The organism is Pedobacter sp. AC190, assembly GCF_979258025.1.
In genome coordinates this window covers 3,974,118-3,998,262 of record NZ_OZ409824.1, presented here as the reverse complement: position 1 = coordinate 3,998,262, position 24,145 = coordinate 3,974,118, and the positions used below count along the sequence as shown (strand labels likewise).

Genomic DNA, 24,145 nt, shown 5'->3' with positions numbered 1-24,145 from the left:
TTTCTAGTTAAAGATTAAAACTATGTCTAAATTTTTTGAATTGATAAATGGCGAAAAACCCGTTTTGGTTGATTTTTTCGCTGAATGGTGCGGTCCATGTAAAATGATGAAGCCTATTCTAGAGCAGTTGAAATCTCAGGTTGGCGATTCTGCCACAATTATTAAAATTGATATCGATAAAAATCAGCCAGTAGCTGCTACTTATAATGTTCAGAGTGTACCAACTTTGATTTTATTTAAGAAAGGAAAACCTGTTTGGCGGCAAAGTGGAGTATTGCAAGCTTCTCAATTAAAGCAGATTATGGATTTGCATTCTTAGTTTTTTTATAAATTCAGATTAAATATCATTATAAATCAAAGTTAAGAATAATTAAGTTATCGGCTAATTAGCCGATAAAACAAATTATCGGGTAATTAGCCGATAAAGTGAAATATCGGGTAATTACCCGATATTATTTTTTGTTTTAATTATTTAATCCGATATTGTAATATGATTTGCATTATAACAGGTGATATTGTAGGCTCAAGAAAGATTAAAGATAGCTGGTTAACAAGTTTAAAATCGGCTTTTAAAGTAATTTTAGGACAAAACAATAAGTGGGAGATTTATCGAGGAGATAGTTTTCAGCTAGAAGTAGAACCTGAAAACGCCATTAGAACAGTAGCCTATTTAAAAGCCTGTATAAAGTTAAATAAGCCTGCCGATGTAAGAATGGGCATTGGTATTGGTGAAGTAAAAAGTAATCGCAAAAGACTTTCAGAATCTACTGGAGATGCTTTTGTTAACTCAGGGATAGCTTTTGATAGTTTAAAACAAGCTAAAGTTAATTTGGCAATTAAAACTGAATTTCCAGAATTTGATGAAGAAATTAATGTTTTAATTAAGCTGGCATTAATTCCAATGGATAGTTGGGGACTTGTAGCTGCCGAAATGGTAAAGCTTGCAATGGAAAATGGAAATTTATTACAAAGCGAACTGGCTACAATTTCTGGAAGAACGCAATCATCAGTAAGTGAGGCTTTAAAGCGTGCACATTATTCAGAATTGATGGAAATGGACAAGTTGTATCGTAAAAAATTGAACCAAATATTTTCTAAATAATGGATATCTATTTAATTAAACTCATTCTTGTACATTTAATTGGCGATTTCTTCTTGCAACCGAATTCTTGGGTAAAAGATAAGGAGCGAAAGAAACTTAAATCAGCTAAACTGTATATGCATATTGCAGTACATATTGGATTGATCTTTTTGATATTTCTGAGTTTTGGAGTTTGGAAAATGGCTTTATCTATAGGAGTATTGCATTTTTTTATCGATGCTGGAAAATCTATATTTCAAACTAAGAAAAATGCCCGCCTATTATTTTTTATTGATCAGTTATTACATTTCTCTTCCATAATTCTGGTTTGGCATTTTTTCTATAAAGGATATTTAGATATTAGTTACATCAATGATATTAAAACTTGGATTATAGCAGCTGGAGTGCTCTTCTTAACTTTGCCAACATCAATAATTATGAAAGTTATTATTGCTAAATGGTTGCCAGAAAGTGATGATGAAAGCCCAAAATCGTTGCAAAATGCAGGAAAATATATTGGAGTTTTAGAACGTGTTTTAATCTTTGTTTTTATAATTACTAATCACTTTGAAGCAGTAGGTTTTTTACTCGCAGCCAAATCTATTTTCCGTTTCGGAGATTTAAAGGAAGCGCATGATTTAAAATTAACAGAATATGTTTTAATTGGAACGCTATTGAGTTTCGGAATTGCTATTATAGTTTCGTTAGGAATAGTGGGATGGACTCGGTAATATTTAGCATTTAAATTATTTTTAATATCAAAGTTATTTTCTTAAAATTATTTCACTAGATTTAAGGTAACAGACAACAAATCACTCTATTCTTTATACATCCTGTTAACGCTCGATTATGAAAATACTGTGCTCTTTGTTGATGCTCTTATCAACTTATGCTCTTTTTGCGCAAAATAATTTAGGTCCCAGGCTCACAGCTATGGGGAATAATGGCGCTGCTGTAACCGATGTTTGGTCGCTACAAGCCAATCCATCAGGAATTTCAAGGCTCAAAAAAACAACTGTTTCATTAAACTACACTAAGCATTTTTTTAGTAATGAGATTAGCACACAAGGCTTGGTGGCCGTAATCCCATTTAAAAACAATTTTATAGGAACAACTTTCCAGCGATATGGTTTTTCAGAATATAATGAAAGTAAGGTTGGTTTTGCTTACGCGAAAAAGTTTGGCGAAAAGCTATCAATAGCTTTAAACGGCAATTATCATCAGTTAAAAATTTCCAACTACGGCTCATCAAATGGCTTTTCTATTGATTTTGGATTATTATATCACTTTAATAATGATTTTACATTTGGTGCATTTGTAAATAATCCATCAAAGCAAAAATTTAGTTCCACAATAGTTTTTGCAGCAATACCAACTTCATACAACATAGGTGCAAGTTATTTCGCATCTGATAAGGTGTTAATAGCAACCACAATCTCCAAAACTCTAGATCAATCAATAGATATAAAACTAGGTATCGATTACAAAATGTTTGATTTATTGAGTTTACGAGGAGGCTTGAGTGCAAAGCCTTTTAAGCAATATGTAGGTTTTGGATTGAACTACAGAAAATTTTTAATAGACATGGCCACAACCTACGATACTAATCTTGGTTATGAGCCTCAAATGGCTTTGGGTTATGCGTTTTAAATTGGTTACCATATTATTTGTAATGATCGGATTTGTTGCAAATGCACAGACTAACGAACAAGAAATTGATGTTCGGGATGTTATAGAAAGTGTCGCTGAAAATTTACCAGATGATTACGACATGACCGAATTGATTGATGTTTTAACCAGGTATAGAAAACATCCAATTAATTTGAACAAAACAACACCCGAAGAATTAAAAACCTTTGTTTTTCTTTCCCCATTACAAATCAGTAATTTCTTTAGTCATATTAAAGAAAATGGAAATTTTGTTGATGTATTAGAACTCCAATCCATCGATGGATTCGACGCAAAAACGGTACAATGCTTAATTCCATTCGTAACACTCACTGCTGCAACTGAATATGAAAAACTAAATTTTAAGGAAATTTTTAATCTTGGAGAAAGTGATTTGATGATACGTTTAGCACAAACGATGCAAAAACAAAAGGGCTATACCAGTTTACCAGGAAACCGCTATTTAGGTTCAGCAGAACGCTTCCAAACACGTTATCGCTATCATTACGGTACCATAGTTTCGGCAGCGCTAACCTTAGATAAAGATGCTGGCGAAAAGTTTATTGGTAAACCTTTCGATTATGTTTCGGCAAATGTAGCGTTATTTAAACTTGGTCGAATTAAAAAACTGGTACTAGGCGATTACTCTTTGCAATTTGGGCAAGGTTTAACGTTATGGTCTGGTTTTTCTTTTGGCAAAGGGCCCGATGTAGCCAGCGTAGCAAAGAAAGATTTAGGTTTACGGCCCTATACATCTACTAATGAATATTCTTTTTTGCGAGGAATTTCGATGACGATAAACCTCAATAAAAATATTGATCTAACACCTTTTGTTTCCTTTAGAAAACTAGATGCTAGTCAGGATTTAGATTTAGAAGGAAATTTAGTTCAATCGACTATAAATCAAACTGGTTTACATCGAACACCTACAGAAATCGAGAATAAGAGCACTTTAAGTCAGAAGATTTATGGTGCTGTAATTCAATATACTAAAAATGACTTTGGAATTGGTGCTATTGCTTATCAAACAAAGTATGGAAATAGTTTTATTCCTCAAACAGCAATTTACGATAAGTTTAGTTTTACAGGAAATTCGCTAACCAATCTCGGAATTTATTACAACTACACCTATAAAAATATATATTTCTACGGAGAGGGAGCCAAAAGTATAAACAGTGGGTTTGCTTACGTAAATGGCGCTTTAATTAGTTTATCGCCAATAGTTTCTGCTGCTATAACTTATCGTAATTACAGTAAAAATTACCACAGTTTTTTCAATCAAGCCGTTGCCGAAGCTAGCGAGGCGGTTAACGAGAAAGGACTCTATGCGGGCCTAAATATCGTTCCAAGCAAACGCTGGGCTTTTTCTTTTTATGGCGATTATTTTCAATTTCCATGGTTAAAATTTAGAGTTGATGCACCATCAAAAGGATATGAAATTTTAGGTCAGATGGTTTACACACCAACTAAAACCTTTAAAGTTTTAGCTCGATTTAAAACGGAGAACAAAGAGCAAAATACGGATTTAGATGTGCCGATAAATTTCTTAGACGAGGTAAAGAAAGAAGGTTATCGAGGGGAAGTAAGTTGGCGGTTAAACAAGAAATGGAGTTTTCAAAACCGCTTAGAGATTTCTCAATATAAAAAAGGTGATGCAAATAGAGAGTTCGGCTACTTAATTTACCAGGATGTAGATTATTCTCCTATGTTCTCGAAAATTACTGGAAATTTAAGAATAGCCTATTTCGATACACCAAGCTATAACAGCCGAATTTACGCTTATGAAGATGATGTATTGTACAGTTTTGCTTTTGGAATGTACAGTGGCAGCGGATTTAGAACTTACATTAATCTAAAATACAATTTAGCCAAAACACTGAATATTTGGGCTAGGTATGGCATGTTCTATTACAAAGATGTAGAAACCGTCGGTACTTATTTAGATGAAATTCAAGGCAGTAAAAAGTCAGAAGTTAAAATTCAGCTACGATACCAATTTTAATATATGTTTAAAGCAGAATATGTTTTTGTTCGAATTTTAGCACCCCTTATTATTGGAATTGGAGTTTTCTATTTTTTTCAAACAGAAGAAATGGTTTTAATTGTTTCGATAATTTTTGGTTTTACATTACTTTCTCTACTAGTACTCAATATTACCTACAAAAAACTAAATACCTACAAATTTAAAGGTGTAATAGGTATCCTGAAGTATGTTTTCTTCTTCATTTTAGGAGGATTGCTTTGCCTTTTAAATAACGAAAAACTTAAGTTTGATTATTTTGGTAAAGAAGACTATCAAAAGTTAAAGATTTGGGTAAGCAACGAACCCGAGCAAAGCAACAACATACTTCGTTTTAAAGCAAGATTGGTTTCTGGGTATAAAAAAGGGGAACAGGTTAAATTAAGTGGGCAATTGCTTTTAGCTTTGAAACTAGATGTTATAAATCCAATAAAGCTTAAATATGGCGATGAGTTGATTGTAGCTGCGAATTGCTTAGAAGTAGAACCACCATATAATCCTGCAGAATTTGACTTTAAGCATTGGCTAGCAAGCCAGAATATTTATATGCAAACTTTTTTAAATCAAAAGCAGATACTTAAAACCAAAAATAATATTGGAAACCCAGTTATAAAATTTGCTTTAGATTTAAGAGAAAAGCAAATCGAAAAATATAGGAAATTGCTTAAGAATGAGGAGGCTTTTGCAGTAGCATCAACTTTAATTTTGGGCTACCGTGCAGATTTAAGTAAAGAAACTTTAGCCGCATATTCCAAAACAGGAACCATTCACGCATTATCAGTTTCTGGAAGTCATGTAGCCATTATTTTCTTTGTATTGGATTTTATGCTATTATTTTTAGATAGGAGGAAAGGAACGAAAATTTTAAAATTCATATTAATCTGCGGCTTAATTTGGGCTTATGCTTTAATTATAGGTTTATCACCGTCAGTTGTTCGATCTGCAATTATGATAACGATTTTTATTGTTGCTAAAACATTTGCCAAGAATAAGAACGGCTTCAATACATTCGCTTTCGCCGCATTTTGCCAATTGGTTTACAATCCTTTTCTAATTTGGGATGTTGGCTTTCAACTATCCTATATTTCCGTTTTCGGTTTAATTTATCTCCAACCCAAAATCTATAAGCACATTTACATTAAAAACAAATGGGTAAACAAAATTTGGGAATTAATAGCCCTTTCTTTAGCCGCTCAATTGGTAACCTTTCCACTTTGCATTTACTACTTCCATCAATTTCCTGTTTATTTTTTACTCGGAAATTTATTTATTTCTATTCCTTTAATCCTCATCATGATTTTAGGCATTGCTGTACTTATCCCATTCGTTGATAAACTCTCGCCAATTTTTGAGTGGATCATTGTATCTACAAACAATACTTTAAAGTGGATAGCAGACTTACCTTACTCTACTTTATCATCAGTTTGGATAAATCTACCAGAGCTTATTTTACTAAGTTTTGCTTTAGGATTATTTGTTTATGCATTAGTTAAGTACAATAAAAGATACATTTTTACAGCACTTTTACTTTTCATTGCATATCAATCATTGATTGCTTATAACGATTGGAAAACAATCAACCAAAAGAAAGTTATCTTTTTCACGTTAAGGAAAAACTATGCAACAGCTTTTAATAGTGGCTCAAAAGCGGTTATAGTAACTGATTTACCAGAAAATGATAAAAATTTTCAATTCTTTGTGAAACCTGCTTTAGAGCAGTCTCAAGTTAATAAGTTCAATTTTGTCAATTTGAAAAAAGACACCATTTTGCCAAATTTTATCCTAATGAATAAGCAAATCATCTTCAATAAACACAAGATTTTAATACTAGATGAGTCTTTAAACTACAAGAAATTGCTAGTTCATGGGGATTTTTCAAGCATTTGGATTACTGGAAATACGAAGTTCAAATTAGAAAAACTTCCTAAAGAGATTCGGTATCGAAACTTAATTATCGATGCAACAAACAGAGATTATAAAATAGCAGAAATTAAAGCTTTCGCTGAAAATATAAAGTTAGAGCATCATATTTTAAAGAAAAATCCTGCATATTTGGTGCAACTAATTAAATGATATATTGATGGAAAATCTGGTGTTGTATAGCGTAGAAGATAGAATTGCAACGATAACAATTAATCGGCCTGAAAAAAGAAACGCTTTAAACCCTAATTTAATAACTGCATTAACCGATGCTTTTATAAGAGCCGAAGAAGATGAATTTGTAAAAGTTATAGTTTTAAATGCTAATGGAGGTACATTTAGTGCCGGAGCAGATTTAGAATATCTTCAACAACTACAAAATAATAACTTCGAAGAAAATGTAGCCGATTCTAATAATTTAAAAAGGCTTTTTACTACAATCTATTATCTTCCAAAAATTGTAATTGCTCAGGTAGAAGGACATGCAATTGCTGGTGGTTGCGGCTTAGCAACAATTTGTGATATTGTTTTTGCAACACCCGAAAGCAACTTTGGTTATACCGAAGTTAAAATTGGTTTTGTACCAGCAATTGTATCTTGCTTTTTAATGCAAAAGGTTAATGAAACTATTGCTAAAGAGATTTTACTTACTGGAAAAACATTCCCAGCCGAGCAGGCGTTGGCATATAAATTGATAAACTTTGTAACAAATTCATCAGAAATTCATCTAAAGGTTAAAGAATTTGCATTAAGTTTGTGTAGAGAAAGTTCTGGTAATTCGTTAATGATAACAAAGCAATTAATTAGCCAAACAACAAAACCTCTATTAGAAAAAACTTTAGAAACTGCTGTACAAATTAATGCTCGCGTTAGAGAGAGCGAAGATTTTAAAAAAGGTATTGCATCATTCTTAAAAAAAGAAAAAATTAATTGGTAAACTAAAAACTAAATATAAAAACATGTTAAAATCAATCAAAACAAGCGTTTTAGCTTTAATACTAGTAGGTACTGCAGTTATTGCACATGCACAAAAGAAAATAACAGAAGGCACTTTAATTTATGGAGTAAAATATAAAATTAGTGCTCCTGGTGCACCAGAAGAACAAAAAGTTAAATTCAATGGCGACATTTCAAAATTAGAATTAAACTTTGGCCCTGCTGCTATTGGCGTTTTTCTTGATAGCAAAAGTGGAACAGGCTTAACTTTGGTAGATATTCCTGTGGCTCAAAAACAATTAGCTGCTAAAATGTCGAAAGCAGATATGGAAGAATCGAAAGCTGCAAGACCTCAATATTCTGATTTTAAAGCAACAGGAGAAAAGAAAAGTGTTGCAGGCTACAATGCAGAAAAATACACTTTTAAAGATAGTAAAGGTGGCGTAGGCGAGTTTTGGGTAACCAATGATTTAGACGTGCCTATTAACATTGCAACAACTGATTTTAAAGACATTAAAGGCTTTGTAGTTTTAATTGATACACCTGAAGCAACAATAACTTTGAAATCGATAACAGAAGGTAAGGTTGGCGAATTATCGGTAACTAAAATCCCAGCTGGATACGATGAAATTACTTATGCTGATCTAAAAGCAATGCAAGGCGGTGGCGAATAAATAACCACTTTCAATTAATATAGGCTTTTTAACTGCCGGCTTTTTATTTAAATTAGCCGAAAAGTTAAAAAGCTTTTTTTATGACCTAACTTATATGATTAAAAATTTATTACTCAAATTATCAGTTATTTGCATCGTTTTTTTTGCAATTGCTGATGTAAAAGCCCAAGGCATAAACTGGGCAAAAGATGGAAATTCTTACTATCAAATTGCAGGCGGCGAAATCGTTTCGGTAACACTTCCAAAAAGCGACAAAAAAACGATCATTTCAAGAGCATTATTAACGCCATCAGGGAAAAACGTGCCAATTGCAGTTAGAAGTTTCCAACTTTCAACCGATGGTACAAAAGCTTTAATTTACACAAACAGTAAAAAAGTATGGCGTTATGATACACGTGGCGATTACTGGTTGGCTGATTTAACTACCAATAAAATTACCCAAATTGGTAAAGACAAGCCAGCTTCATCATTAATGTTTGCCAAATTATCACCAGATGGGAGTAAAGTAGCCTACGTAAGCAAACATAATTTATATGTTGAAAATGTCGATGGCACAGCTCCGAAAGCCTTAACAACTGACGGAACAGACAGAATGATTAACGGTACATTTGATTGGGTTTATGAAGAAGAATTTGATTGCAGAGATGGCTTTAGATGGAGTCCGGATGGTAAAACCATTGCTTATTGGCAAATCGACGCAACTAGAATCAAAAACTTTTTGATGATTAACAACACCGATTCTATTTATCCTTATACCATTCCTGTTGAGTACCCAAAAGTAGGCGAAAACCCATCTGCTTGTAAAGTTGGCATTGTTGATATTGCAACGGCTAAAACAAATTGGTTAAAAGTTCCTGGCGATAATATCCAGCATTACATTCCTCGTATGCAATGGATTCCGAATAGCAACGAAGTAATTTTGCAACAACTTAATCGGGAGCAAAACGAAAGTGTTGTATTTGTTTGTGATGCTGCAACAGGCACTGCAAAACCATTGTACACAGAAAAAGCAAAAGCCTGGATTGATGCTCAAGACGAATGGAAATGGTTAGCCGATAATAAAGAATTTACCATTCTTTCTGATAAGGATGGGTGGAATCATTTGTATAGAATTAGTCGCGATGGTAAAAAAGAAACATTGGTTACTAAAGGAAATTACGATGTAATCGACGTTAAGTTAATCGATAGTAAAAACAATTATGTTTATTTTACTGCTTCGCCAACCAATGCTACCCAGAAATATTTATTCAAAACTAAATTAGATGGTAAAGGTAAATTAGAGCAGGTAACACCTTCCATTTTACCAGGAACGCACAATTACGATATTTCTCCAAATGCAGCCTTTGCTCGCCATACGTACAATAGTTCGGTGGTTAGACCAATTAACGAGTGGATAAATTTCACCACTGGAAGTCCGTTTACTATAGATGGTAGCATTACCATGCAATTATCTAAGCAAGAAGCGCCTAAAAACAAAGTAGAATTTTTCAAAGTAACTACCGAAGATGGTATCGAATTAGACGGCTGGATGAAAAAACCAGATGATTTTAATCCCAATAAAAAATATCCGGTTGTGTTTTACGTTTATGGCGAACCAGCTTCACAAACTGCTGCCGATACATACGGAGCAGGCCGAAACTTTTTATACGCTGGCGATATGGCAAAAGATGGCTATATCTATATTTCAATGGATAATCGCGGTGCACCTGTTCCAAAAGGTGCTACTTGGCGCAAAAGTATTTATAAAAACATTGGTGTAATCAATATTCGCGATCAGGCTATGGCAGCCAAAAAATTACTGGCAACAAATGCTTTTATGGATAAAGACCGTGTAGCCGTTTGGGGCTGGAGTGGTGGCGGTTCATCAACCTTAAACCTGATGTTCCAATATCCTGAAATTTACAAAACGGGTATTGCCATTGCAGCAGTTGGTAACCAATTAACTTACGATAATATTTATCAGGAACGTTATATGGGCACGCCATTCCCAAGTAAAGAGGCGTATGTAAAAGGTTCGCCCGTTACTTATGCTAAAAACCTTAAAGGCAATTTATTGTACATTCATGGTACTGGCGATGATAATGTTCACTATCAAAATGCAGAAATGTTAATCAACGAATTAATTAAAAACAAAAAGGTTTTTCAGTTAATGAGTTATCCTAATCGCACCCACAGTATTTCTGAAGGCGAAGGAACAAGTGAGCATTTATCACTTACATATACCAAATTTTTGAAAGAAAATTGCCCTCCTGGAGCAAAATAAGATATTTCTGAAAAGCAATTTAGCGGGGAATCGGTTTCGATAGCCCCGCTTTTTATTTCAATCTTTTTGGTCCATTTCCTTCACAATCCTATCGTTTATGCAACAAAAAGTATTTCCATTGCAATCGGGTTTAAATTGCAAAACCTGTATTTCTATTTAGGTAAGCCTAGCATTACGCCAAACCAATATGCCAAAATGTTAGTTGCAGCACGAAAACGGTGCGCTGGTGTAAATAGAACTCTAAAAATAAATTTACTGCTTAGCTTTACGCTTTAGTAAAAATTAATGGAAGCAATGGAAAGTTTATAATTCCTGAGCTAAATTCACTAAAAATCCCTTTAGCTTTTCTAACGAATCAATAATCTTTTGATTCTCTTTAACATCGCCTTTGTTATTTTTTAAATAATCTTTTGCGCCTTTTAAAGTAAAGCCCTTTTCATCAACCAGATTGAAAATAATTTTCAAATTTTCAATGTCTTCTGGTGTAAATAAACGGTTGCCTTTTTTGTTTTTCTTAGGTTGCAGTATATCGAATTCCTTTTCGTAAAAACGGATTTGAGAAGCGTTTACGTTAAACATTTCAGTCACTTCGCCCATAGTATAATACATCTTATTAATGTCTCTTTCTTTGTACGGCATAACTTGTGCTTGATTATTAAGGTTTTACATCGATTAATTAAAGTGTTCAAATGTAGCTCGATTTTTCCTTATTAACGCAATAAAATTTTAATTTTGTTGCTCAATTATAAAACGTAATGACAGCAAAAGAGATTAGACAGGCATTCCTTAGTTTTTTTGAATCGAAACAACATCATATTGTTTCATCAGCGCCAATTGTGGTTAAAAACGACCCAACTTTGATGTTTACCAACGCAGGTATGAATCAATTTAAAGATTTGTTTTTAGGCGAAGCCGCAATTAAATATGCCCGTGTTACCGATACTCAACGCTGTTTACGTGTTTCTGGTAAACACAACGATTTAGAGGAGGTTGGTATCGATACCTATCACCATACCATGTTCGAAATGTTGGGTAACTGGAGTTTTGGCGATTATTTTAAAAAAGATGCCATTGCATGGAGCTGGGAATTATTGACCGAAGTTTATAAAATTCCGAAAGAAAAATTATACGTAACATATTTTGAAGGCGATGAAAAAGAAGGTTTAGAAAAAGACCAGGAAGCATACGACCTTTGGAAACAATATGTTGATGAAAGCCATATTCTGCCAGGCAACAAAAAAGATAATTTCTGGGAAATGGGCGATACAGGTCCTTGCGGTCCTTGTTCTGAAATTCATGTAGATTGCCGTACTGATGAAGAGAAAGCTTTAGTTGATGGTGCTACTTTGGTAAATGCCGATCATCCGCAGGTTATCGAAATCTGGAATAATGTATTCATGCAGTTTAACCGCTTAAAAGATGGTTCATTGCAAAGTTTGCCAGCTAAACATGTAGATACAGGAATGGGATTTGAGCGTTTAGTGCGTGTTTTACAAGAAAAAAGTTCTAATTACGATACCGATGTTTTCCAGCCGATGATTCAGTTTATTGCTGAGAAATCAGGCATTAAATATGGTGCCGACGAGAAAACTGACATCGCTATGCGTGTTATGGCTGATCATATTCGGGCCATTTCGTTCGTAATTGCTGATGGTCAATTGCCATCAAATAATAAAGCAGGCTATGTTATTCGTAGAATATTACGCCGTGCGGTACGTTATGCCTATACTTTTTTAAACTTTAAAGAACCGTTTTTAAATCAGTTGGTTCCTTTATTGGCTGAGCAATTTAAAGGGGTTTTCGATGAACTGATTTCTCAGCAAGACTTTGTTCAGAAAGTAGTTTTAGAAGAGGAGGTTTCGTTTTTGAGAACTTTATCTACAGGAATTCAGAGATTCGAGAAATATCAGGCTACAGATAATAAAGTAGAAGGAAGTTTTGCTTTCGAACTATCTGATACCTTCGGTTTCCCAATCGATTTAACTGAGTTAATGGCTCGTGAAAAAGGTTGGTCGGTTGATTTAGAAGCTTACGAACAAGCGCTTAAAAAGCAAAAAGACGATAGTCGTGCTGCTACAGCAATTGATACAGGCGATTGGGTTACGGTAAATTCTGATGATCAAAGTGAATTTGTAGGTTACGATGACTTAGAAATTGAAACGGAAATTTTAAAGTATCGTAAAGTAAAAGCTAAAGGTAAAGAGCAATATCAAATTGTTTTGCGCCAAACGCCTTTTTATGCAGAAAGTGGTGGTCAGGTAGGAGATACGGGACGTTTAGAAGATCATAGCCGCCAGTTTTGGATTGATATTACCGATACAAAAAAGGAAAACGGTTTAACTGTTCATTTTGCAGATATACTTCCAGATAATTTGGAAGGTAAGTTCTGGGCGGTTGTAGATGAAGATAAACGTGTTTTAACGGAAGATAATCACTCTGCTACGCATTTATTGCACGCTGCTTTAAAGCAAGTTTTAGGTAATCATGTAAACCAAAAAGGTTCATTAGTAAATGCAGATTATTTACGTTTTGATTTTTCTCACTTCGCAAAGGTAACTGACGAAGAATTGGCTCAGATTGAGGTAATTGTAAATCAAAAAATCAGGCAAAACATAAAATTGAAGGAACAGAGAAATGTACCTTATCAAGACGCGATTCAAAGTGGCGTAACCGCTTTATTTGGCGAAAAGTATGGCGATTTTGTTCGTATGATAACTTTTGATGATCATTTCTCTAAAGAACTTTGTGGCGGTACACATGTAAAAGCAACAGGACAAATCGGCTCTTTCAAAATCATTTCTGAAAGCGCTGTTGCAGCAGGCGTTCGCAGAATTGAGGCCATTACTGCCGATAAAGCCGAGCAATATTTCTTAGAGCAACGTAAAGAATTTGGGCATTTAAAAGCCTTGTTAAACGGTTCGAAAGATTTATCCGCTTCTGTTCAAGCTTTGCTTGATGAAAATGCTAAACTGAAAAAAGAGATTGAAAAATCTACTTTAGAACGAGTTAATACCCTGAAACATGAAATTGTACATCACGTAAGAGGTATTAATGGTATAAACCTAATTGCTAAACATATTGATTTGCAGAGTGCTGATGCGATTAAAAATCTTGCTTTCTCACTAAAAGACATGGTTGATAATCTGTTTCTAGTTTTCACAACAGAAATTGAGGGTAAACCTGGAATTACGGTAATGCTATCAGATCATTTAGTTAAAAAGGGAATGAATGCATCGAACATCGTTCGCGAGCTGGGTAAAGAAATTCAAGGTGGCGGAGGTGGCCAACCATTTTATGCAACTGCTGGTGGTAAAAATTCAGAAGGATTAAAAATTGTACTAGAAAAAGCTGAAAGCTTTATTCCGCATTAATTTATAGAAAATCCTCATGGAATTGGTAATGGAGCAGTTCTTAAAGTAGCATACCAACTTTAAGAACTGCTCTATTTTTTTATAGAATGTATAATGCAATATTTTAGCCAATTAATTACGGAATTGCTTTTCAAGATATTTTGATAATCAATAATTATCCATTACTATTTTAAAAATTAAACTAATTTATTAGTTTCGTTAAAATTAATCTAAATGAAAAAAATACTCTTAACTACAATTTTGCTGGGCGGTGCTATTTTAGCTCATGCGCAAAATAATTCTTCAGAAAAAAAGACCAACAGTGCTGAAACAGGGAAAAACGAACTAAAAGTGAACTTGCTGACTTCGATTTTGGCATTACCTGAAATTAGCTACGAAAGGATTTTAGAAGACAATATGGGCGTTGGTATTTCTTTATCGGCTGGAATAGGAGATGACGATGATTTTTCGGAGTATAGGTTTTTAGCAATTCCGCATTACAGGTTGTATTTTGGAAAGAAAAGGGCTGCTGGTTTTTTTATTGAAGGTAATGCAGCGATTGGCTCTGTAAGAGATAGATATATCATGTATTTTAACTCTAATGCCAATATGTATTTTATTAGCAATGTATCAAAAGCAACTACAAACTTTGGCTTAGGTGCTGCAGTAGGTGCTAAGTTTTTAACCAGAAATGGTTTCACTGGTGAAATTTATGGTGGTGTCGGCCGTTTTTTAGGTAATAAACGTACGATAGAAGCTTATCCTAGAATTGGAATTACGCTTGGTAAAAGATTTTAAAATAAGAAAGAGGCCCTGAGCCTCTTTCTTATTTTAATGAATTGAATGTTTTAGTTTAATAAATTAAAACATTGACTCGCAATTTCGTATTCTTCGTTTGTAGGGATCACTAATATTTTAACTTTCGAATCCGCTCGACTAATATCTGTTAATTCTTGCTTGTATCCTTTGTTTTTAGCCTCATCCAGCTCTATTCCTAAATAACTCAATTCCTTACAAACAGCTGATCTCATTTCTAAATCATTTTCACCAACACCAGCTGTAAATATAATTGCATCGATTCCATTTAAAACTGCAGCGTAAGAACCTATAAATTTTTTAATCCTGTAAGCGTAAAGCTCTATCGCTAATTTTGCGTTTTCATTACCTTCGCTAATCAGTTTTCTAATATCACGCATATCACTTGAGCCACCAACCCCCAGTAAACCCGATTGTTTATTAAGTAAAGTACTAAGCTGTTCTAAAGTATAGCCAGCATGTTCCATTAAGTGAAAAATAACCGATGGATCAATGTCGCCCGATCGGGTGCCCATTACAAGTCCGCTTAAAGGCCCAAAACCCATACTGGTATCAATCGACTGGCCGTTTTTTATTGCCGTAATGCTGCAGCCATTCCCTAAATGAATACTAATTATTTTAGAATCAGCTTTACCTAACGTGGGAATAGCCTGTTCACTCACATATTTGTGGCTTGTACCATGAAAACCATAAACCCTAATACTGTGTTCCTTGTAATACCATTCTGGAATTGCATACCTGAAAGCTTGCCGAGGTATTGTTTGATGAAAAGCGGTATCGAAAACTGCTACTTGTTTTGCTGAAGTAAAAGTTTGTTCTGCAACTTCAATACACTTGTAATTAACAGGGTTATGAAGCGGCGCTAATGAGAATAGTTTTCTAATCTGTTGCTTAACTTCATCATTAATTAAGGTTGCACCAGCAAAATGTTCGCCACCATGTACCACTCGATGCCCAACAGCAACAACATCCTCAGGTTTAGAAATCACCGCATGTTCGCCCTCTGATAATAAGGCAAGAACTTGTTTTAGTCCCTCACCATGATTAGAAATAAAAGCTTCTATTTCAATTACGGTTTTTTCTTGGTTTTTGAATACACTATGTTTGATAAAAGAGCCTTCAATACCTATTCGCTCAACTAAACCACTACAAACAGGTTGTTGCGAAGGCATTTTGAAAAGTTGATATTTAATAGAACTACTTCCTGAATTGATAACTAAAATATCCATAAATTATTTAATATCCTGACACTGAATTGCGGTAATTACTACTGTATTAAAAATATCATCTACAGTACATCCTCTGCTTAAATCATTAATTGGCTTATTCAAGCCTTGTAACATTGGCCCGATGGCCAGTGCGCCAGTTTCCCGCTGAACAGCCTTGTAGGTGTTATTTCCAGTATTTAAATCTGGGAAAATTAAAACGCTTGCTCTACCTGCAACTTCTGATCCTGGTAATTTTTGCTGACCAACCAGTGGATCTACCGCAGCATCGTATTGAATTGGACCCTCAATTTTAAGTTCTGGATGTCTGGCTTTTACAATTGCCGTGGCTTCTCTAACCCGCTCAACGTCTTCACCTTCTCCTGATGTACCTGAAGAATAAGATAACATGGCTATTCTTGGTTCTATACCAAATTTAGAACTACTTTCTGCTGATGAAATGGCAATTTCTGCAAGTTGCTGAGCAGTTGGATTTGGGTTAACCGCACAATCGCCAAATATGGCAACACGTTCTGGCAAACACATAAAAAATATAGATGATACCACGGAAACACCAGGTTTTGTTTTTACAAATTGTAAAGCTGGCCGTATGGTATGTTGGGTAGTATGAACAGCTCCCGAAACCATTCCATCCGCATCACCTTTATAAACCATCATGGTACCGAAGTAGGAAACATCCGTCATCATATCTCTGGCCATTTCCATATTGACATTTTTAGCTTTACGTAATTCATATAAAGTTTCAACGTAATTATCATAATGCTCTGATAGGGCTGGATTATGAATATTAATTGCATTTATATCCAGGTTTAATCCTAATCGTTTAATGGATGTACCAATTTCAAGTGGATCACCTAATAAAGTAATGTTTACAATGTCTTGTGTAATTAATTTCTCTACCGCTTTTAAAATCCTTTCATCATTACCTTCTGGCAAAACGATGTGTTTTTTCTGGCTTTTAGCCCATTTTACCAACTGATACTGAAACATATGTGGCGTAATGCCTTCGTAGCTAAAAGTAATGATTTTATCATCTAAAGCCTTCAAATCAACATATTTTTCGAATAACTCAATGGCTAATGCTATTTTCTTTTTATTATCAATTGTTATTTTAGAATGGATTGCACCAATAGCAGTTGTTGTTTCGAAAGTACCTTTCTGTACCGAAATAATTGGGATAATGGTTTGAAGCCCCTCGATAAGTTTAATCATTGGTTCATCTGGCAAGCTGCCAGCGGTTAAAACAATACCAGCAATTTTTGGGTAGTTTGCAGATAAATTTGCCTGTAAAGAACCAATTATAATATCGCCACGATCGCCTGGAGTTACAATTAGCAGATTATCTTTAATGTGGCGTAAAAAATTGGGCAACATCATAGCGCCTGTAACGAAATTATCAACCTGATTGTCCATTAAATCGGCGCCGAAAAGAATTTCAGCATCAAGCGCTTCGGTAATTTCTTGCATTGTAGGACTTTGTAAGCCGCTTTCAATTGGAATCACAGCAATAAGTAATTCGGCAGGAAGTTGATTTGTTAGCGCTTGCTTAATGCGTTCTGCTTCCTCTGGATTTACCATGTTGGCCACAACGCCTAAAACCTGTACATCTCTTAATAGAAAGTTTCTATAAATATTAATTGCTGTTTTAAAAAGCTGACTGGCTGTTTTATTTTTACCAGAAACAACGATTAGTACAGGAGCGCCCAGGTTTTTCGCCATTAAAGCGTTCGATTCGAATTCAAAAGCCATGCCTTCACCTAAAAAATCGCTACCCTCAATTACGGTGAAATCGTAGTTATCCTCTAGTTTTTTGTACTTGCTGATAATTGTATTAATAATGTCTCCGCTATTTTCCGATTGATGAAGCATATCCTGACGAGTAAAGGCAAAAGCATCTTCATACTTAACAGGAAGCGAAAAATAATCGATCATGGCTTCTACATGCTTATCTTTTTCATTTGGATCATCCTGAGCAATAATGGGTTTAAAATAACCAACCTTTTGTGTTTTGGCTAGCAACATATTAATCATTCCGAAAGCAATTACCGACTTACCCGTGTAAGGTTCTGCCGAAGCTATAAAGATGTTTTTAGTCATTCGAAGAGTAAAAATTTGTATCTATAAAACAAATATTGCCAATATAGTTTGCAATATTTCAAATATAAGAATTCATTATTGTTTAGAATGATTCTTAGTAATATAATACAGAGATCTTTATCCCCCCATTAATTTCATGGAAAAAGCAAATGATTCTTATGTGTTTATTTTTAATTACCTGAAATTTATACCGTGCGACGATATTCGTTCGGCGTTAAACCAACCTTATTCCGAAACAGGCGAATAAAATGTTGCGGGTATTTAAAACCCAGGTCGTAGGCAACCTCACTAATCGATTTATTCGAATCAAAAACTTTATACTTCGCAACCTCAATAAGTTTATTCTGTATGTACTCTTGGGCCGTTTTACCTGTTTCTTTTTTGATTAGATCACCAAAATAATTAGCCGAAAGGTGTAGTTCATCAGAACAAAAACCAACGGATGGTAGCCCCATTGAATACGGTTTTTCGGATGATAAATAAGTATTAAGCAAATCCTCAAGTCTTTCGATTATACTTTTGTTAACAGTTTCACGGGTTATAAACTGACGATCGTAAAAGCGGTCGCAATAATTGAGTAGTAACTCGATGTTAGATGTGATGAGCTTTTTACTATGTTTATCTATAGATTCCTATAATTCGCCATCAATTTTTGAGAAAGTTTCTAATATCAACTGTCTTTCCTTTGCCGATAAATGAAGCGCTTCATTGGTTTGATATTTAAAAAAATTATATTCAGAAAGGGCTTTAGCAAGCGATGTTCCTCTGATCAGATCTGGATGAAAAACCAGTCCATGCCCCATAGGTTGGTATAAATCTGTTTTGTTCTCCACATCCAAAACCTGGCCTGGCGAAACGAAAACTAAAGTGCCTTCCTGATAATCGTAATAATGACGGCCATACTTTAAATCCCCGCACTTAACATCTTTTAGAAAAATGCAATACAAACCAAAATTCATTGTAGAGCCAGTTCTCTTATTAGCTTTCGAAAAGTCGATCACACTTACTAATGGATGCTTGGTTTCTTGATTATTGAATTGATTATAATCACTTATTGTATCAAAATTGAATATGTTGCTCATAATTGTATTTCAAGAATGGTAAAAATATAGATAAAAACCCCGATTTTTCTGAAATTACGAATATCAGTAATTATGGTTATATAAAGCGTAATCTGTATACCAATATACTAAACTCAAAGGCAGACCTTTGTATAGATCGTTCTGGATGAGCATTCAGAATTATCCAAGAACAGAAGATTAAGGGATTTACAAAAGGAAAAATAATGGTCAAAGGAATATTATCAACCATAATAATATATGGAACCATGCTGGGTACAGCATTTTCACAAAATAGCAATCTTATAATCAAAGAGCAAGGGACATTTTCTGCAGGCGGAATTGTGATTAAGAGCCAAGGGGATTTCGATGCAACCAAACCCTGGAATGTGGCTCAAGGCGGCCAAACCCGTCATGGAGACCATGCCGATGTTTTTTATCAGATTCCTGCTAAGGCAAAAAAATACCCTATGGTGTTTTTACACGGTTACGGCCAGTCTAAACGCAGCTGGCAAACTACAGCCGATGGCAGAGCAGGCTTTTCTGAGATCTTTTTAAGACAAGGTTTTGGGGTTTATTTAGTTGATCAGCCTGGGCGGGGAGATGCAGGACAAACAACCAAACCAGGTCAGATTTCTGCAGTGCCCGACGATCAAACCTGGTTTACCCAATTCCGCATCGGATTATATCCAAACTTTAATGAGGGTGTTCAGTTTCCAAAAGACTCTACCTCAATTGATCATTTTTTTAGAATGATGACACCCAACACTGGTAATGTAGATGAAGCATCTGTTGTAAATGCCATGTCGAAGGTATTCGATAGAGCAGGAGATGGCTTGTTTTTTACGCACTCTGCCAGTGGCATTATTGGTTGGAAAACCGCCATGAAGAGCAACCACATTAAAGCTATTGTTTCTTACGAACCAGGTGGATTTGTTTTCCCCGAAGGAGAGGTGCCTGAAGGTAACCGTGGCGGGGCAGGCGTATCAATGGCCGAATTTATGAAGCTAACTAAAATGCCGATTGTAGTTTACTACGGTGATTTTATTCCGAAAGCGGAAACTGATGCAGCATCATTAAACTTCTGGCGAAATGTACTTGCTACGGCGAAACAGTGGGCTAAGGTTGTTAATGCGCATGGTGGTGATGTTTCTATTGTTGTTTTACCCGAAATCGGAATAAAAGGTAATACACACTTTCCAATGTCTGATTTGAACAACAAGGAAGTTGCGGAAGTACTTGGCAAATGGTTAAAAGAGAAAAAATTAGATAAATAAATTATACACAGATGAAAAAGATATTTATTATGCTGTGTTTAACGCTGGCAGGGATTAGCGCAGTGTTTGCACAAACCGAGGCTGAAAAAGAAATTATAGAACTTTCTAAAAATAAATGGCAATGGATGGCCGATAAAAAGGTTGATACCTTAACTAAATTATTTCATGATCAATCTGTATTTGTACACATGGGTGGTTCGTGGGGTAAGCAACAAGAGGTTAGCGTGATTAAAAGCGGTGGAATTTGGTATAAAAAAGCAGATATACATCAAGTTTCTGTTAATATTATTGGCAATACAGCTGTTCTTTTAAATCGAATTACTCTATTAGCTGTAGTGGGTGGAAATGAGGTAACCAACCCATTTATCGTAACAGAAGTGTATGTAAGGGAGCAGAAGACCTGGAAACTTGCTTCACTTTCCTTTACTAAAACAACGGGATCATAATCCGATTAATGAAATAAATATCAATAATGATAAAGCAAAAAAGTATTACGGTTTACGTATTTATGATGTTGATGATGAATACCTTATTGTTTAGCCCATCTGTAAAGGCGCAGCAAGTAGCAGCAGATCATAAAAGCCTAAGTTTGATTGAGCAGAGCATTATTAAAGTTGCCTCATTAACTGCAAAAGGTGATTTAGATCAGTTAAAGATCGAACTGAACAAGGCGCTAGATGCAGGTTTGACTTTAAATGAAACCAAAGAAGTATTGGTGCATGCCTATGCCTATTGTGGTTTTCCACGAAGTATTCGTGCGCTTCAAACTTTAATGGACGTTACCGAAAATCGTAAAGCAAAGGGTATAAATGACCATGCTGGAAAGGATGCGACAAAAATTCAGTCGCAGGAAACAAAATATAACCGCGGTAAAAATATTCTGGGCGAACTTACACAAGTACCACAACCAGTTGAACTTTCAGGATATTCGGCTTTTTCGCCAGTAATTGATACCTTTTTAAAAGAGCATTTGTTTGCAGATATATTTGAACGCGATATCCTAACCTATGCCCAACGAGAATTGGTTACCATTTCGGTTATATCAGCCATAGGAGAAGCAGAACCAATGCTTAAGAGCCATTTTAACATTACCTTAAAGACAGGCATCAGCCCAAATCAGCTGCAACAATTTGTAGAAATCATTAAATCCACCATTGGAAAAAAGGAAGCAAAAGCAGCCCAAAAAGTTTTAAACGAAGTATTAGTAAGCCAAAAATAAAATGAGAAATATAACAGCAATAATAGCATTAGCCGCATTCATCGTACCTACAGAATTTGTGTATGCACAATCCATTGAAGAGAAGCATGAACAAAACCCATGGACCTTGGTATATGATGGGGCGATTATTAAAAATGAACCAGGAAAAGTAAACATCCATCCTGTAACTTATAAATTAAGCGGAATTGATATTGCTGCAAACGTTTATACACCTGCAAATTACGATGCATCAAAAAAATATCCTACAGTTGTAGTGGCGCACCCTAATGGCGGTATAAAGGAACAAACCGCAGGCTTATATGCACAGCGTTTGGCAGAGGCTGGTTATATCACAATGGCTGCAGATGCATCGTACCAAGGTGCAAGTGGTGGTTTGCCACGCCATACAGACAAGCCCCAATTCCGTACCGAAGATATTCGTGGTATGGCCGACTTTATTAGCCAGTACGCTGGCGCTGATCCATCACGTTTAGGCGTTTTAGGCATCTGCGGTGGGGGTGGTTACGCTCTAAAAGCTGCCCAATCCGATAAAAGATTCAAAGCCATTGCCACGCTAAGTATGTTCAATTCTGGCGAGGTTAGACGTAATGGCTTCTTAAATTCTCAATTGAATACCATACCAGAACGTTTAAAACAAGCTTCTGATGCCAGAGTACAAGAAGCTGCAAGTGGTAAAATTCTTTTAACTGGGGTGGCCAGCGTAACCGATGAGGAGATTACTAAAATGCCAGCTGGTTTGTATCGCGAGGGTATGGATTATTATTACAGAACTCATGCACACCCTAATTCTACCTTTTTGTACACCACCAGTAGTTTAATGGATTTAATGACCTGGGATGCCACCAGCCAGATTGAATTAATCGATCAGCCGTTATTAATGATTGCTGGAAGCAAAGCTGATACAAAATATATGACCGATGAGGCTATTGCCAAAGCCACAAATGCTAAAAAGAAAGAACTATATGTAATTGAGGGTGCAACGCATATTCAAACTTATTATAAGCCAGAATATGTTAAACAGACCGTAGCAAAATTGAACAGTTTCTACCAGGATAATTTATAACACAAAAACGCTTAATTATCAAATCTTACTATAGCACATGAAAAATATAATGATTGCTTTGATCGGTATGGTATTCTTTACGGCCTGTTACCCAAAAATTGCAACTAAACCAGTTAAAACAGCCCTTTTTTCTGAGGGTAACCAAGTACGCAATGGTAATTTTACAGGGGAGGTTTGGCTCAATATGCTAATGCCAGCAGACACCACTTATAATAGCCATATTGGTTCTGTAAGTTTTAAACCTGGTGCCAGAACGAACTGGCATTATCATCCTGGTGGGCAAATTTTGTTGGTAACAGAAGGTAAGGGTTGGTACCAGGAACAAGGAAAAAAAGTTCAGGTTATACAAAAGGGCGATATTATAAAATGTTTACCAAACGTTCATCACTGGCACGGCGCATCGGCTACCGATCGGATGACACACCTTGCCATTGGAACCAATATTAATAAAGGTGCAGTTGTTTGGTTGAGCAAAGTAACAGATGAAGAATATCAGTATGTAGGCGAATAAAAATCATTTTCCCACACTTATCTATTTAGCCGATTATATTCAATTAAATGCTGTTAATTTCCAGCTTATAACCCTTACCACGAATAACAACAATTTTTACATTCGCATCGGGTTCCAGTTTTTTTCTAAGTTTTGATATGAACATATCCAGACTCCGGCCAACGATCACACCCTCATCCTCCCAGATTTCCTTTTGCAATCGGCTTCTTTGTATCGTTTCGTTTGGAGATAAGGAAAAAATAAGGAGCAAACGTGTTTCAGTACCCGTTAGATTTATGATCTCTTTATTTATAATTAGCTGTTGTTGCTGTGCATCAAATAATGTGGAACCTAAAGTAAAGGCCTTAAGATCTTTATGATCAGGCAATTGGTTCTTCGGCTTACCGGATTTAAAAAAAATAAAACCGACGAATGCTAAAAATGGTAATCCACCCAAAAGGTATCCATTTAATGCGGTGTGCATATCTTTTGGTTTAAATTTAATGTCGATCGTGTAAGGCGCCTTAGGTTGCACTCTTCCTTTACAGGGCACAATTTCATTTTTTTTATTTTTGGAGATCGCATATCCATAAAAAACGTTTTTGCTGCTGCCATTCAGAACATTAACTACATAATCCCCCGTAATCGGATCGTTCGCAAAAACCCGCTGGGTAATGTTTACCAGATCATCCGTTTGAAAGGTAAAGGCCTTCTCGAATCTAATTTGATATTCATTTTCTGCCAGCTTCTTTACGGGCAAAACCCTCGAAGTGCTATCGCCAGACTTTAAAAGCAATTCGTGCCCAATCCTACGAATCAGAATTTCCCTTCTGGCCAGATCGAAATCGTGGCTGCCTGATTTATTAAAAGCCACACAGATTACCACTGCAGTCAAAAGCAATATCAATCCATAGATGTATTTGCCTTTTTCAACTAAGATATTTCGACTAAGACTCATAACGTCAGGTTTTTATTTACAAAAATACT

Annotated in this window: 22 protein-coding genes; 16 read left to right on the top strand and 6 right to left on the bottom strand. The window is 35.3% G+C overall.

Annotated features, from left to right (window positions below; translation table 11 throughout):
- Positions 1-22 precede the first annotated feature (22 nt).
- The 9 genes from trxA to ACZZZI_RS17600 all read left to right on the top strand — a co-directional run bounded on the left by trxA (position 23) and on the right by ACZZZI_RS17600 (position 10,562).
- Complete coding sequence (gene trxA / locus ACZZZI_RS17640; protein ID WP_316758885.1) at positions 23-319, top strand: thioredoxin; 297 nt, start codon at positions 23-25, stop codon at positions 317-319.
- Between the two features lie 171 nt (positions 320-490).
- Positions 491-1,102, top strand: coding sequence for a hypothetical protein (locus tag ACZZZI_RS17635; RefSeq protein ID WP_316758887.1), 612 nt, complete (start codon positions 491-493; stop codon positions 1,100-1,102).
- Positions 1,102-1,812 (top strand): DUF3307 domain-containing protein, encoded by a 711-nt coding sequence (locus ACZZZI_RS17630; protein WP_463490352.1) that lies wholly within the window; start codon positions 1,102-1,104, stop codon positions 1,810-1,812. The genes ACZZZI_RS17635 and ACZZZI_RS17630 overlap by 1 nt, the downstream gene beginning before the upstream one ends.
- Before the next feature lie 118 nt (positions 1,813-1,930).
- Positions 1,931-2,731, top strand: coding sequence for a PorV/PorQ family protein (locus ACZZZI_RS17625; RefSeq protein WP_463490350.1), 801 nt, complete (start codon positions 1,931-1,933; stop codon positions 2,729-2,731).
- Positions 2,697-4,751 (top strand): helix-hairpin-helix domain-containing protein, encoded by a 2,055-nt coding sequence (locus tag ACZZZI_RS17620; RefSeq protein WP_463490348.1) that lies wholly within the window; start codon positions 2,697-2,699, stop codon positions 4,749-4,751. Before ACZZZI_RS17625 ends, ACZZZI_RS17620 begins: the two co-directional genes overlap by 35 nt.
- A 3-nt stretch (positions 4,752-4,754) precedes the next feature.
- Complete coding sequence (locus ACZZZI_RS17615) at positions 4,755-6,842, top strand: ComEC/Rec2 family competence protein (protein WP_463490346.1); 2,088 nt, start codon at positions 4,755-4,757, stop codon at positions 6,840-6,842.
- Between the two features lie 7 nt (positions 6,843-6,849).
- Positions 6,850-7,626 (top strand): enoyl-CoA hydratase/isomerase family protein, encoded by a 777-nt coding sequence (locus ACZZZI_RS17610; protein ID WP_463490344.1) that lies wholly within the window; start codon positions 6,850-6,852, stop codon positions 7,624-7,626.
- Between the two features lie 22 nt (positions 7,627-7,648).
- Entirely contained in the window at positions 7,649-8,299 is a 651-nt protein-coding gene (locus tag ACZZZI_RS17605; protein WP_316758902.1) for a DUF4412 domain-containing protein, read from the top strand.
- Positions 8,300-8,393: 94 nt separating this feature from the next.
- The gene (locus ACZZZI_RS17600; RefSeq protein ID WP_463490342.1) at positions 8,394-10,562 is read left to right on the top strand and encodes a S9 family peptidase; all 2,169 of its coding nucleotides are present in this window, start codon (positions 8,394-8,396) and stop codon (positions 10,560-10,562) included.
- A gap of 303 nt (positions 10,563-10,865) precedes the next feature.
- Here the strand turns inward: ACZZZI_RS17600 and ACZZZI_RS17595 are convergent, their stop codons facing one another.
- Positions 10,866-11,201: a MerR family transcriptional regulator gene (locus ACZZZI_RS17595; RefSeq protein ID WP_056096320.1), complete on the bottom strand. Its 336-nt coding sequence runs from the start codon at positions 11,199-11,201 to the stop codon at positions 10,866-10,868.
- A 116-nt stretch (positions 11,202-11,317) separates the two neighbouring features.
- On the opposite strand from ACZZZI_RS17595, the gene alaS reads away from it, so the two are divergent.
- Both alaS and ACZZZI_RS17585 read left to right on the top strand, forming a co-directional pair.
- Positions 11,318-13,933: an alanine--tRNA ligase gene (alaS, locus tag ACZZZI_RS17590; RefSeq protein ID WP_463490340.1), complete on the top strand. Its 2,616-nt coding sequence runs from the start codon at positions 11,318-11,320 to the stop codon at positions 13,931-13,933.
- A 213-nt stretch (positions 13,934-14,146) separates the two neighbouring features.
- Positions 14,147-14,710 (top strand): hypothetical protein, encoded by a 564-nt coding sequence (locus ACZZZI_RS17585; protein WP_316758912.1) that lies wholly within the window; start codon positions 14,147-14,149, stop codon positions 14,708-14,710.
- 50 nt (positions 14,711-14,760) lie between these two features.
- On the opposite strand, the gene ACZZZI_RS17580 is transcribed toward ACZZZI_RS17585, so the two are convergent.
- The 4 genes from ACZZZI_RS17580 to ACZZZI_RS17565 all read right to left on the bottom strand — a co-directional run bounded on the left by ACZZZI_RS17580 (position 14,761) and on the right by ACZZZI_RS17565 (position 19,133).
- On the bottom strand, positions 14,761-15,957 hold the full coding sequence (locus ACZZZI_RS17580; protein ID WP_463490338.1) for an acetate/propionate family kinase: 1,197 nt from the start codon (positions 15,955-15,957) through the stop codon (positions 14,761-14,763).
- Between the two features lie 3 nt (positions 15,958-15,960).
- Positions 15,961-18,051 (bottom strand): phosphate acetyltransferase, encoded by a 2,091-nt coding sequence (gene pta, locus ACZZZI_RS17575; protein WP_344770043.1) that lies wholly within the window; start codon positions 18,049-18,051, stop codon positions 15,961-15,963.
- 185 nt (positions 18,052-18,236) lie between these two features.
- A complete protein-coding gene (locus ACZZZI_RS17570) occupies positions 18,237-18,506 on the bottom strand; it encodes a helix-turn-helix domain-containing protein (RefSeq protein ID WP_463490335.1) in 270 nt (89 codons plus the stop codon).
- A 177-nt stretch (positions 18,507-18,683) separates the two neighbouring features.
- Positions 18,684-19,133, bottom strand: coding sequence for a hypothetical protein (locus tag ACZZZI_RS17565; RefSeq protein WP_463490333.1), 450 nt, complete (start codon positions 19,131-19,133; stop codon positions 18,684-18,686).
- Positions 19,134-19,336: 203 nt separating this feature from the next.
- Here ACZZZI_RS17565 and ACZZZI_RS17560 point away from each other — a divergent pair, with 203 nt between their 5' ends.
- From ACZZZI_RS17560 to ACZZZI_RS17540, 5 genes are read left to right on the top strand one after another with little or no spacing between them, the layout of a single operon-like run.
- Positions 19,337-20,386 carry an alpha/beta hydrolase gene (locus tag ACZZZI_RS17560; RefSeq protein WP_316758919.1) on the top strand — a complete coding sequence of 350 codons (1,050 nt, stop codon included), beginning with the start codon at positions 19,337-19,339 and terminating at the stop codon, positions 20,384-20,386.
- Between the two features lie 11 nt (positions 20,387-20,397).
- Complete coding sequence (locus ACZZZI_RS17555) at positions 20,398-20,832, top strand: nuclear transport factor 2 family protein (protein WP_344770037.1); 435 nt, start codon at positions 20,398-20,400, stop codon at positions 20,830-20,832.
- A gap of 26 nt (positions 20,833-20,858) precedes the next feature.
- Positions 20,859-21,605, top strand: a complete 747-nt coding sequence (locus ACZZZI_RS17550) for a carboxymuconolactone decarboxylase family protein (RefSeq protein ID WP_463490330.1) — start codon at positions 20,859-20,861, stop codon at positions 21,603-21,605.
- A gap of 1 nt (position 21,606) precedes the next feature.
- Positions 21,607-22,668, top strand: a complete 1,062-nt coding sequence (locus ACZZZI_RS17545) for an alpha/beta hydrolase (RefSeq protein WP_463490328.1) — start codon at positions 21,607-21,609, stop codon at positions 22,666-22,668.
- 37 nt (positions 22,669-22,705) lie between these two features.
- Positions 22,706-23,179 carry a (R)-mandelonitrile lyase gene (locus ACZZZI_RS17540; protein ID WP_463490326.1) on the top strand — a complete coding sequence of 158 codons (474 nt, stop codon included), beginning with the start codon at positions 22,706-22,708 and terminating at the stop codon, positions 23,177-23,179.
- A 43-nt stretch (positions 23,180-23,222) separates the two neighbouring features.
- On the opposite strand, the gene ACZZZI_RS17535 is transcribed toward ACZZZI_RS17540, so the two are convergent.
- A complete protein-coding gene (locus tag ACZZZI_RS17535; protein ID WP_463490324.1) occupies positions 23,223-24,116 on the bottom strand; it encodes a winged helix-turn-helix domain-containing protein in 894 nt (297 codons plus the stop codon).
- Positions 24,117-24,145: the final 29 nt, after the last annotated feature.

What these genes read in the sequence shown, in the direction of transcription:
- ACZZZI_RS17625 (WP_463490350.1), top strand. Translation starts at nt 1,931, where the DNA reads ATGAAAATACTGTGCTCTTTGTTGATGCTCTTATCAACTTATGCTCTT.
- ACZZZI_RS17605 (WP_316758902.1), top strand. Translation starts at nt 7,649, where the DNA reads ATGTTAAAATCAATCAAAACAAGCGTTTTAGCTTTAATACTAGTAGGT.
- ACZZZI_RS17535 (WP_463490324.1), bottom strand. Translation starts at nt 24,116, where the DNA reads ATGAGTCTTAGTCGAAATATCTTAGTTGAAAAAGGCAAATACATCTAT.
- ACZZZI_RS17595 (WP_056096320.1), bottom strand. Translation starts at nt 11,201, where the DNA reads ATGCCGTACAAAGAAAGAGACATTAATAAGATGTATTATACTATGGGC.
- ACZZZI_RS17600 (WP_463490342.1), top strand. Translation starts at nt 8,394, where the DNA reads ATGATTAAAAATTTATTACTCAAATTATCAGTTATTTGCATCGTTTTT.
- ACZZZI_RS17570 (WP_463490335.1), bottom strand. Translation starts at nt 18,506, where the DNA reads ATGGGGCTACCATCCGTTGGTTTTTGTTCTGATGAACTACACCTTTCG.
- ACZZZI_RS17550 (WP_463490330.1), top strand. Translation starts at nt 20,859, where the DNA reads ATGATAAAGCAAAAAAGTATTACGGTTTACGTATTTATGATGTTGATG.
- ACZZZI_RS17565 (WP_463490333.1), bottom strand. Translation starts at nt 19,133, where the DNA reads ATGAGCAACATATTCAATTTTGATACAATAAGTGATTATAATCAATTC.
- ACZZZI_RS17580 (WP_463490338.1), bottom strand. Translation starts at nt 15,957, where the DNA reads ATGGATATTTTAGTTATCAATTCAGGAAGTAGTTCTATTAAATATCAA.
- ACZZZI_RS17615 (WP_463490346.1), top strand. Translation starts at nt 4,755, where the DNA reads ATGTTTAAAGCAGAATATGTTTTTGTTCGAATTTTAGCACCCCTTATT.
- ACZZZI_RS17540 (WP_463490326.1), top strand. Translation starts at nt 22,706, where the DNA reads ATGAAAAATATAATGATTGCTTTGATCGGTATGGTATTCTTTACGGCC.
- ACZZZI_RS17635 (WP_316758887.1), top strand. Translation starts at nt 491, where the DNA reads ATGATTTGCATTATAACAGGTGATATTGTAGGCTCAAGAAAGATTAAA.
- ACZZZI_RS17620 (WP_463490348.1), top strand. Translation starts at nt 2,697, where the DNA reads ATGAGCCTCAAATGGCTTTGGGTTATGCGTTTTAAATTGGTTACCATA.
- ACZZZI_RS17545 (WP_463490328.1), top strand. Translation starts at nt 21,607, where the DNA reads ATGAGAAATATAACAGCAATAATAGCATTAGCCGCATTCATCGTACCT.
- ACZZZI_RS17560 (WP_316758919.1), top strand. Translation starts at nt 19,337, where the DNA reads ATGGTCAAAGGAATATTATCAACCATAATAATATATGGAACCATGCTG.
- ACZZZI_RS17555 (WP_344770037.1), top strand. Translation starts at nt 20,398, where the DNA reads ATGAAAAAGATATTTATTATGCTGTGTTTAACGCTGGCAGGGATTAGC.
- alaS (WP_463490340.1), top strand. Translation starts at nt 11,318, where the DNA reads ATGACAGCAAAAGAGATTAGACAGGCATTCCTTAGTTTTTTTGAATCG.
- ACZZZI_RS17585 (WP_316758912.1), top strand. Translation starts at nt 14,147, where the DNA reads ATGAAAAAAATACTCTTAACTACAATTTTGCTGGGCGGTGCTATTTTA.
- trxA (WP_316758885.1), top strand. Translation starts at nt 23, where the DNA reads ATGTCTAAATTTTTTGAATTGATAAATGGCGAAAAACCCGTTTTGGTT.
- pta (WP_344770043.1), bottom strand. Translation starts at nt 18,051, where the DNA reads ATGACTAAAAACATCTTTATAGCTTCGGCAGAACCTTACACGGGTAAG.
- ACZZZI_RS17630 (WP_463490352.1), top strand. Translation starts at nt 1,102, where the DNA reads ATGGATATCTATTTAATTAAACTCATTCTTGTACATTTAATTGGCGAT.
- ACZZZI_RS17610 (WP_463490344.1), top strand. Translation starts at nt 6,850, where the DNA reads ATGGAAAATCTGGTGTTGTATAGCGTAGAAGATAGAATTGCAACGATA.